General features: G+C 33.3%; 7 protein-coding genes. 5 read left to right on the top strand and 2 right to left on the bottom strand.

The annotated features are described in order from the left end of the window. The first annotated feature begins 68 nt into the window (after window positions 1-68). Genes Q0370_RS08810 through Q0370_RS08790 form a run of 5 tightly spaced genes read left to right on the top strand, consistent with a single transcriptional unit; the run spans window position 69 to window position 5,172 of the window. Window positions 69-1,067, top strand: coding sequence for a V-type ATP synthase subunit C (locus Q0370_RS08810; RefSeq protein WP_299574759.1), 999 nt, complete (start codon window positions 69-71; stop codon window positions 1,065-1,067). After that, window positions 1,060-1,368, top strand: a complete 309-nt coding sequence (locus Q0370_RS08805; protein ID WP_147005310.1) for a V-type ATP synthase subunit F — start codon at window positions 1,060-1,062, stop codon at window positions 1,366-1,368. Before Q0370_RS08810 ends, Q0370_RS08805 begins: the two co-directional genes overlap by 8 nt. Before the next feature lie 17 nt (window positions 1,369-1,385). Then, window positions 1,386-3,158, top strand: a complete 1,773-nt coding sequence (locus tag Q0370_RS08800) for a V-type ATP synthase subunit A (protein WP_299574756.1) — start codon at window positions 1,386-1,388, stop codon at window positions 3,156-3,158. After that, window positions 3,151-4,530 (top strand): V-type ATP synthase subunit B, encoded by a 1,380-nt coding sequence (locus Q0370_RS08795; RefSeq protein WP_021769345.1) that lies wholly within the window; start codon window positions 3,151-3,153, stop codon window positions 4,528-4,530. The genes Q0370_RS08800 and Q0370_RS08795 overlap by 8 nt, the downstream gene beginning before the upstream one ends. 3 nt (window positions 4,531-4,533) lie before the next feature. After that, window positions 4,534-5,172, top strand: a complete 639-nt coding sequence (locus Q0370_RS08790; RefSeq protein WP_006803745.1) for a V-type ATP synthase subunit D — start codon at window positions 4,534-4,536, stop codon at window positions 5,170-5,172. Window positions 5,173-5,270: 98 nt separating this feature from the next. On the opposite strand, the gene secA is transcribed toward Q0370_RS08790, so the two are convergent. After that, on the bottom strand, window positions 5,271-7,931 hold the full coding sequence (gene secA, locus Q0370_RS08785) for a preprotein translocase subunit SecA (RefSeq protein ID WP_299574745.1): 2,661 nt from the start codon (window positions 7,929-7,931) through the stop codon (window positions 5,271-5,273). A 52-nt stretch (window positions 7,932-7,983) separates the two neighbouring features. Continuing rightward, window positions 7,984-8,397 carry a hypothetical protein gene (locus tag Q0370_RS08780; RefSeq protein WP_299574742.1) on the bottom strand — a complete coding sequence of 138 codons (414 nt, stop codon included), beginning with the start codon at window positions 8,395-8,397 and terminating at the stop codon, window positions 7,984-7,986. Window positions 8,398-8,425: the final 28 nt, after the last annotated feature.

The raw sequence follows: 8,425 nt of genomic DNA, 5'->3' as shown, positions 1-8,425 counted from the left end.
GTTTTATGACTGTTTTTATAAAATAAATTTTATAATTAACTGGAATTTGTAATTAAAGGGAGAAAAAAATGGATAGAATGGATTACGGACAAAGTGTCGTAACTATTAGAATACTGGAAAAAAGGCTTTTGACTAGAAATAGGCTGGAACGAATGATAGAAGCCCAGACTCCCGAAGAAGTGCTAAAATTACTGGGAGAAACAGAATATTCTCAAGATATGGCTGATATTCATGGAAGCCAAGATTATGAAATAATCTTAAAAAGAGAAACTGAACGTGTATTTTCAATTGTAAGAAATATGATAAAAAACACTGGAATTGTTGATGTTTTATCTCTTAAATATGATTATCATAATTTAAAAGTGTTGTTAAAAAGCAAAATAACAGGAAAAGATTTTTCAAGTTTGCTTATGCAGGCTGGAACGATTGATGCTAGTAAATTTAAGGTGAAATTTGAATCACAAAGCAACGACTTGCCACAAGAAATAATGGAAGCAATTGATGAAGTTCAGAAGGATTTTGAAGAAAATCATAATCCTCAGAGAATTGATATAATTGTAGATAAACATTATTTTAGAAATCTATCAAGGCTTGCAAAGGAAATCGACGTAAAAGTGATTACTGATTATGTAGAAGGATTGATAGACTTTCAAAATATGATAACTCTATTTAGGGTTCAGAAGCAAAAACGTGATGCAAGATTTCTGGAAACTGTTATTTTTGAAGGTGGGACAATTTCAAAAAATAAAATTGTTGCATCAATAAATGATAATACAGACACTATCTTGAATAAGTTTAAGAAAGAAAAACTGGGGTCATATCTAGTAAAAGGATTAGAAGCATTTAGTGAAACAAAAAGATTGTCAGAACTTGAAAAAATTTCAGATAATTACCTGATGGAATTAAATAAAGAATCAAAATATGTTGTATTTGGACCAGAGCCATTATTCACATATCTAGTTGCAAAAGAGCGTGAAATCAATGCAGTTAGAATGATAATGGTAAGCAAGATAAACAACATAAGTTCAGACAAAATAAGGGAAAGGTTGCGTGAAACTTATGCATAAAATAGGTGTAGTTGGAGATAAGGATTCTATTTTATCGTTTAAGGCACTAGGAATTGATGTATATCCTGTTGTTACAAAGGAAGAGGCAAGAAGTACGATTGATGAGATGGCAAGTAATGACTATGGAATTATCTTTGTGACTGAACAAATTGCCGCATTAATTGAAAATACCATTGAAAGATACAACCGTGAAGTGCTTCCAGCTGTTATTTTGATTCCGAATAATCAGGGAAGTTTAGGAATTGGGCTTAAAAAGATAGATGAGTATGTTGAAAAAGCGATAGGATCTAATATATTTTAGACGAAAGGAGAAATTCATTGAAAACAGGAAGAATAATAAAAGTTTCTGGACCTCTTGTTGTTGCAGAAGGTATGGAAAATGCCAATGTATATGATGTGGTAAGAGTTTCGGAGAAAAAATTGATAGGTGAAATTATTGAAATGAGAGGCGATCAGGCTTCGATTCAAGTATATGAAGAAACATCAGGAATTGGGCCAGGAGAAGAGGTTTTCACAACTGGAGAGCCTTTGAGTGTTGAGTTGGGACCTGGACTTATTGAAGCGATGTTTGATGGAATTCAACGTCCGCTAAAGGAATATCAGGAAATAGCAGGAGACTTTTTGGAAAAAGGAATAGAAGTAAAACCTTTAAATAGAGAGAAAAAATGGGAATTTGAGCCTGTGTTATCTGTTGGAGCAACAGTTGAAACTGGAGATATCTTAGGAACTGTTCAGGAAACTTCTGTTGTAAATCATAAAATTATGGTTCCAGCAGGAATTAAAGGAACTTTGAAAGCTATTAAAAGTGGTAGTTACACAGTAGTTGACACAATTGCAGTAATTGAAACTGAAAAAGGTGAAGTAGAAGTTCAAATGATGCAAAAATGGCCAGTAAGACGTGGAAGAAAATATAAACAAAAATTAAACCCGGAAGCTCCGTTAATTACAGGACAAAGAGTAATTGACACATTCTTCCCTGTAACAAAAGGTGGGACTGCATGTGTGCCAGGACCTTTTGGATCTGGAAAAACAGTTGTACAGCACCAAATGGCTAAATGGGCAGATGCTGAAATTATAGTTTATGTAGGATGTGGAGAACGTGGAAATGAGATGACGGACGTTCTTATGGAATTTCCAGAAATTATAGATCCAAAAACTGGACAATCATTAATGAAAAGAACTGTACTTATAGCAAATACTTCAAATATGCCAGTTGCAGCCAGAGAAGCTAGTATTTATACTGGAATCACAATTGCTGAATATTTTAGAGATATGGGATACTCTGTGGCAATAATGGCGGATTCTACTTCAAGATGGGCAGAAGCTCTTAGGGAAATGTCTGGACGGCTTGAAGAAATGCCAGGGGATGAAGGATACCCAGCTTATCTAGGTTCAAGAGCTGCTGAATTTTATGAAAGAGCAGGAAAAGTAATTTGTCTTGGACAGGATGGAAGAGAAGGGGCATTGACAGTTATCGGAGCGGTTTCTCCTCCAGGTGGAGATATTTCAGAGCCAGTATCTCAGGCTACACTTCGTATTGTTAAGGTATTCTGGGGATTAGATGCAAATCTAGCGTATAGACGTCATTTCCCAGCAATTAACTGGTTAAATTCATACTCATTGTATCAAGGAAAAGTTGATAACTGGATGGATCAGAATGTAGGGCCTAAATTTTCTAAAAATAGAGCACGTGCAATTTCATTACTACAAGAAGAAAATAGCCTACAGGAAATTGTTAGACTAGTTGGTAAGGACACTTTGTCAGAAAAAGATCAGCTTAAACTTGAAATTGCAAAATCAATAAGAGAAGATTACTTGCAGCAAAATGCGTTTATGGAATCAGATACTTATACTTCGCTTGAAAAACAGGATAAAATGCTTGACTTAGTATTGAAGTTCTATGATGAAGGATTAAGAGGGCTTGAAAACGGAGCGTATTTAAGTGAAATTATCGCAATGCCTGTAAGAGAAAGAATTGCAAGAGCAAAATATTTACCTGAAGCAGAATTAGATAAAATTGAAGAAATAGCAAAAGAATTGGAAAAAGAAATTGATGAACTTGTAAATAAAGGAGGTGTAGCAAATGCTTAAGGAATACAAAACTATCAAGGAAATAGTAGGGCCGTTGATGGTTGTTGAAGGTGTTGAAGGAATAAAATACGAGGAACTTGTTGAAATTGAAACACAAAACGGCGAACTTCGTCGTGGACGTGTACTTGAAGTAAATGGTGATAAGGCAGTAGTACAGCTATTTGAAAATTCAGCTGGAATTAATTTAAAGGATTCAAAAGTAAGATTTTTGGGTAGACCTTTGTCACTTGGAGTATCAGAAGATATGATAGGGCGTGTATTTGATGGATTGGGTCGACCAAAAGATAATGGACCAAAAATAATTCCTGAAAAAACATTGGATATAAATGGAACGGCTATAAATCCAGTTGCACGTGATTATCCGTCAGAATTTATTCAAACGGGAGTTTCTGCGATTGATGGACTAAACACCCTTGTTAGAGGGCAAAAATTACCAATTTTCTCTGGTTCAGGGCTTCCACATGCAGAATTAGCACTTCAAATTGCAAGACAGGCAAAAGTTTTGGGAACAGATTCAAAATTTGCAGTAGTGTTTGGAGCGATTGGAATTACCTTTGAAGAAGCTCAGACGTTTACAGAAGATTTTGTAAAAACAGGAGCAATTGACAGGGCGGTATTATTTATGAACTTGGCTAACGATCCTGCAATTGAACGTTTGTCTACACCAAAAATGGCACTTACTTGTGCAGAATACTTGGCATTTGAAAAAGGAATGCACGTACTTGTAATCTTGACTGACTTGACTAACTATTGTGAAGCGTTAAGGGAAGTTTCGGCAGCAAGAAAAGAAGTTCCTGGAAGAAGAGGATACCCTGGATACTTGTATACTGACTTATCTACAATTTATGAAAGAGCAGGAAGAATTAAAGGGCGTGAAGGTTCAATTACGCAAATACCAATTTTGACAATGCCAGAAGATGACAAGACACATCCGATTCCAGATTTGACTGGATATATTACAGAGGGGCAAATAATCTTGTCAAGAGATTTATACAAACAGAACTTAATGCCTCCAATAAATGTTTTACCATCACTTTCAAGATTAAAGGATAAAGGGATTGGAAAAGGAAAAACTAGAGAAGATCATGCAGATACAATGAACCAATTATTTGCAGCCTATGCAACAGGTAAGGAAGCGAAAGAGCTGGCTGTAATCCTAGGGGAATCAGCATTGTCTGAAACTGATAAGGCATTTGTTAAATTTACAACTGCATTTGAGGAACAATATGTAGCTCAAGGGTTTGATAATAACAGAACTATTGAAGACACTTTAAATTTAGGATGGGATTTACTAAAAATATTACCAAGAACAGAGTTGAAAAGAATTAGAGACGAATATTTGGAAAAATATTTGCCTGCAGGAGATGAATAGACTATGGCAAGATTAAATGTAAATCCTACAAGAATGGAGCTGAGCCGTTTAAAGATACGTCTAAAAACTGCTAAAAGTGGACATAAACTGTTAAAGGACAAGCAAGACGAACTTATGCGTCAATTTATTATTTTAATAAAACAGAATAGAAAATTGCGTGAAGAAGTGGAAGGAAAATTACAAAATTCATTTAAGGATTTTTTACTTGCAAGAGGAGTAATGTCTGATGAAATGCTAGAAAATGCTATTGCATATTCGGAAGATAAACTTTTAGCAAATATAAAAACTAAAAATGTAATGAGTGTAATTGTACCAACAATGACTTTTAATAGAGATATGGAAAATGCAGAAGTATCTTATCCTTACGGATATGCTCAAACATCTGCTGATTTAGATGATGCTGTTGATGGCTTGAATCGAGTAATGAAAGACTTGCTGGAACTGGCAGAAACCGAAAAGGCATGTCAGCTTATGGCAGATGAAGTAGAAAAAACAAGACGGCGTGTAAACGCATTGGAATACATGACAATTCCACAGCTTGAAGAAACAATTCGTTATATTCAGATGAAACTTGATGAAAATGAAAGATCAAGCATCACAAGGCTTATGAAAGTTAAGGATATGATGGCAGAAAAAGCATAAATTTATAAGAATTTTGTTTAAAAAATTGAGTCGCAATTAAGCGACTCTTTTTATATGTTTATTTATAATTGTAAAATATAAATCGATAAAGTTTTTGATTAAACATTTCTTCTTTCACGTTCTCTTCTTTCTCTTCTTGAAAGTGGACGTTGTGAGTCATTCGATGTTCTATCCGAAACATCATCTCCTAACATTTCATTTTCCTCATGCTCATATCTTACATTTGAAACTTCTTCATGTGTCAAGTTATTTGTATCCTCCTCGCCACGAACTCTTAGTTTTAATATAAATGAACTTGTTTCACGTTTTATTGCATCAATCATTTCATTATAAATATCAAAAGCAACAATTTTATAGTCATGAATAGGATTTCTCTGTCCATAAGAACGTAATCTTATTCCTTCACGCAATTCTGTCAAGTCTTTCAAATGCTGTCTCCATTTAGTGTCCAATACTTCCAGCATAATATATTTTTCAATTCTTCTAAAGACTTCTTGTCCTATTGCTTCTTCCTTTTCATCATAAATTTTTATCAAATCATCATAGACTTTATTTGAAATTTCATCTGCACTAGCATTTTGTAAATCTTCTGAAATTTTATATTCAAATGTTTCATAAAGCTTATCAGACAATAAATTAAAGTCTTTTTCACCATTTCCTTCACCCACATAAGCTGAATTTACAATGTCATCTACAGTATCTGAAATCATATTTGTAATTAATTCTTTCAAATTCTCATTTTTCAAAATAGCGTCTCTTTGTTCGTAGACAACTTCTCTTTGAGTATTATTTACATCATCATATTCAATAAGACTTTTTCTTGATGAAAAGTTTCTGCTTTCAATACGTTTTTGTGCATTTTCTACAGCTTTACTGATTTGTTTATGACGAATTTCTTCATCTTCGTCAATTTTTAACATTTTCATCATTGCTTTTAGTCTATCTCCACCAAACAATCTCATCAAATCGTCATCTAATGAAAGATAAAACTCTGATGTCCCAGGATCTCCTTGACGTCCAGCACGCCCTCTCAACTGATTATCTATACGTCTGCTTTCATGTCTTTCTGTCCCTAAAATAAACAATCCTCCAGCTTCGATAACACGTTTTTTGTCTTCTTCACATTCTTTTACATAAGTTTTATATACATCTTCGTATTCAGGTGTTCCTTTAACAGCAACTTTTGTTGCAAAAGATTCTGCATCTCCACCAAGTTTTATGTCTGTTCCACGACCAGCCATATTTGTAGCGATTGTTACTGTTTTGAAACGTCCAGCCTGTGCAATAATTTCAGCTTCTCTTTCATGATGTTTTGCATTTAATATTTCATGCGGTATTCTTGCTTTTTTCAGTAAAGCTGATACTTCCTCTGAATGCTGAATTGAAGCTGTACCTACAAGAACTGGCTGACCTTTTTCATAAAGTTCTTCAATTTTTCTTGCTATTGCTTTATACTTTGCTTTTTTATTCATATAGATAACATCTGGCAAATCAACTCTGGCAACAGGTCTATTTGTAGGCACTACAATAACTTTTAGATTATAAATTTGTTTAAATTCATCTTCTTCTGTTTTTGCAGTCCCCGTCATTCCTGACAGTTTTTCATACATTCTAAAATAATTTTGTAATGTAATAGTTGCAAGAGTCTGATTTTCTCCAGCAACTTCTAGTTTTTCTTTTGCTTCAATTGCTTGATGTAGTCCATCTGAATAACGTCTTCCTTCCATAAGACGTCCTGTAAATTCATCAACTATGATAACTTCATTATCATCATTAATAATATAATCCCTATCTAGCTTAAATAACTCTTTTGCTTTCAAAGCCTGTGTCAAGAAATGCGTAAGTTCAACATACTCTGGTGAATATAAGTTATCAATTTTTAGTATTCTTTCAACATTTTTTATTCCTTTATCAGTAATTGTAACTGTGTGCGATTTTTCGTCAACTTCATAATCTTCCCAGTCTTCATCAGGAATTACAGTATTTTTTTTGTCCTTAATTTCTTCTGTCTTATAACTTCTCTTAAGAACTTTTGCTACTTCAGCAAAAGTATTGTACCATTCTGTAGTTTCTTCAGCAGCTCCTGAAATAATAAGTGGCGTTCTTGCCTCATCAATTAAGATTGAGTCAATCTCATCGACAATAACATAATTATGTCCACGCTGAACTTTTTCTTCAAGTTCTCCAACCATGTTATCTCTCAAATAATCAAATCCAAATTCATTATTTGTTCCATAAGTAATATCACAGTTATATGCCTCTTTTCTTTGCTCTGGGGTAATATTTCCAACAACTACTCCCGAAGTCAATCCTAGAAACTCAAAAAGTCCTGCCATAATATCTCTATCCCGTTTAGCAAGATAGTCATTAACTGTTACGACATGAACTCCTTTACCTGTCAAAGCATTTAAATAGATTGGAAGTGTCGCCATCAAAGTTTTACCTTCCCCAGTCTTCATTTCCGCAATGCTTCCTTTGTGAAGAATCATTCCACCTATGAGCTGAACATCATAGTGACGCATTCCCATAAGTCTTTTTGAAGCTTCTCTAACTGTTGCAAATGCTTCTACTAATATGTCATCTAATGTTTCCTTTTCTAATCTTTTTTTAAATTCTGTTGTTTTATGGCTCAATTGTTCATCTGTCAATTTCGCAAAAAGTGGTTCAACTTCATTGATTTTATTTACCAATTTTTGCATTTTCTTTATTTCTCTATCATCTGATGTTCCAAATATTTTTTCTCCTATTTTTTTTAACATTTTATCTTTCCTTTCTTTAATTTATTTTTATAGGTTATAAAACATTTGGTATTTATTCCCGTATTCTCAAGTTATTTTCATTTCTTTTCATAAAAAAAACATAAATATTCTGATTATTTTTAGAAATTTTATCTATTTTTTGCCAATTTCCATCCCTAGAAAATATAATATCCTGATTTTTTTCTAATGATAAAAATAAATCATTGTTTTGTTTCTCTTTTTCTTTTCTTTTTCCAATCTTTTTCAATTCCTGTGCCAACTGCTTATTATCTCTGCTCTTGAATTGATTGATTTTCACAATTAAATCGTAAATGTCCTCATGGCTTAAATTATTTTCATCTACAAAAATACTTAGTTTACGACTAAAAGTAGGGGTTCCCGCTAAGCTTGAGTAAGTCATCATAAAAATAATACAAGTCATTACAAGCATTACACTTTTTCTTTTATCTATAACTATTTTTCTCACTCCTAAAAAATTAATATTTTAAATTTAT

The sequence above is a fragment of the uncultured Leptotrichia sp. genome (genome assembly GCF_938036635.1).
In the GTDB taxonomy this organism is placed as follows: domain Bacteria; phylum Fusobacteriota; class Fusobacteriia; order Fusobacteriales; family Leptotrichiaceae; genus Leptotrichia; species Leptotrichia hongkongensis.
Note: the sequence above shows the minus strand (reverse complement) of the source record. Positions and strands in the feature narration are given on the sequence as shown.